Origin of the sequence: Succinimonas sp. (assembly GCF_045225735.1) — a bacterium.
Classification (GTDB): Bacteria; Pseudomonadota; Gammaproteobacteria; order Enterobacterales; family Succinivibrionaceae; genus Succinimonas.
Genome location: NZ_JBGVBR010000101.1, coordinates 1 through 2,025, shown reverse-complemented (window position 1 = coordinate 2,025; position 2,025 = coordinate 1). Strand labels below are relative to the sequence as shown.

1 protein-coding gene is annotated in these 2,025 nt (G+C 53.7%); it reads right to left on the bottom strand.

All coding sequences use genetic code 11. The features are described from left to right. Window positions 1-2,025, bottom strand: a 2,025-nt coding sequence (locus ACJROR_RS03505; protein ID WP_406545885.1) for a S8 family serine peptidase, incomplete at both ends; no start/stop codon positions are given.

Sequence of the window (2,025 nt, the reverse complement as noted above, 5' to 3'; positions counted from 1 at the left end):
TCCAGATCCAGCTTGCAGGGACTATTAATGCTCAAAGTCCAGGGGTTGTCAGTCCCCTCCTTCAGAGTTTCCCGGTAGAAGGTGGAGGTGGCGAGATCCAGGGGCGACATGGCGAAATCTGCATCATAGGCATTATCCGGAATATTGAAGCCGGATTTGTAATCCCAGTTGGCATAAATAGGCTTAATCAGGGACTTGGTGCCGGCCGGGGATTCCGCCAGAATCTGCAGGATCAGGTTGGCATCAAACACGGCCTGCTTCCTTTGCCTGTTATGCTCCGTGGGTTCCGCGTCCTCAGAAGAGGCCGCAAGCTCGCAGAAATCCTTAATGCCCTCCGGAAGATAGGTGAGCCCGGAAACATCATAGGTTATGGCATCAACTATGAGCTCGGAACTCCCGAGAACCGTTTCCGCATCTTCAGGGTCTCTGAAATCAGCAAAGGAGCAGGTAACGTTTCTTCCGGTGTCATCGGTGAATGCGCAGGGACTGGCATTTCCGGACACATATACTTCAGGAGGTTCTTTAAGCCCGGCGCAGACGGGATCGCTGTCGCAGGCAAGCACTCCCTTAATCAGGGCGGCAGCATCAACTACTCCGAATCCGTAATGGCTGGAGAATCTGAAACCGGCGGCATTTTCCTGCCAGCCGTAGTCGTAGACGATATGTTCGCCGTAGCTTTGATCGGAAGCCGCTTCCTTCACGGTCAGGGCCAGATCGGGCATCACGCTGTCGTCACGGGAGGTCGCGGCCAGAAGATAGCGGAGCTGGGACACCGTCATATCCGGTTTGGCCTGATATGCCAGAGCCACCGCGCCCGAAACCGAGGGGGCTGCCGATGACGTGCCGTTCATAATATTGGTGTAATGCTTGTTGTCGTCGTTTCTCCAAGGGGAATAGGCATCCGGATCGTTCCAGTCCTGAGGATCATACTGACTGCTTGTGGTCACAATGGCCGCACTGGTTTCAGGCCCGGTATCCTTTCTGACGCCCTTTTCGCCGCCGAAGCCGGTAACCCAGAGATTGGATCCGGTGGATCCGTAGGATGACTTAACCCCCAGGGAATTCAGAGCTCCCACGTTAATAACGAACGGATCCCGGGAAATATCGGAAGTCTGCTTGAACTCGCAGTTAACTCCCAGATCCTTGCAAATACTGCGGGAATAAGGCTTTGCTTTTTCGTCATACCCTGCCTCAAACTCATTGCCCTGGGAATGAATGACAGCAATGTTATTTTCATAAAAAGCCTCGAAAAGCTCTTTTTCTGCCGGGTCGCTGACAGTGGAAAGATCAACGCACCAGCTGGCATTCATAAGAGCAGGTCCGGGCATGTCCAGGAGATATGACAAAGAGCGGTCTCCATAAGCGTTGTCAGCAGAGGTAATGCTGGCATTGAAGGCGATGCCCCGCACGCCCAGATTGTTCATGCCGGAAGCGGCGATGATTCCGGCCACGGCCGTGCCATGAAGATTCATGGAATTCTCCTGAAGCTTTTCCAGAGGCATTCCGGCATTGATAATATCCTCGCTTCCGGGAACTCCGGGATCATAGAGCCGATCTTTGAGATCCTCATGATTAACATCCACGGGGGTGTCACTTACCAGCACATAAACGCCGGAGCCGTCAAGCTGCTTTTTGCGATCCTCAAGGACAGTGCGCCAGGCGGGAATCACATTAAGATCAATGCCCTTAACCGGATCCGAGCTTACGCCGTAGGGATTCTGTCCGATGTTGTAGAGATGCCACTCATCCGCAAGCAGGGGATCCGAGATGGAAAGCTCCGTCTCAGACTCCATGTCCGAGCCGTCTGTCAGGGTGCCCCGGCATCTCTCGGTGTAGCCTTTTACTCCGTCATAATCCAGATCGTAGGAGGTGAAATGCTCCTCCGGAAGAACATAGAACCACTCGTTTTCGGGGGCCTCCTCCCCGGTGACGGGATTATCCTTCGAGATTACTCCGTATGAGCAGCTGAGCTCTCTCAGGCTTTTGTTTGCGGTTACCCGGTAAGGCTTTCCGGTAATGTAATCG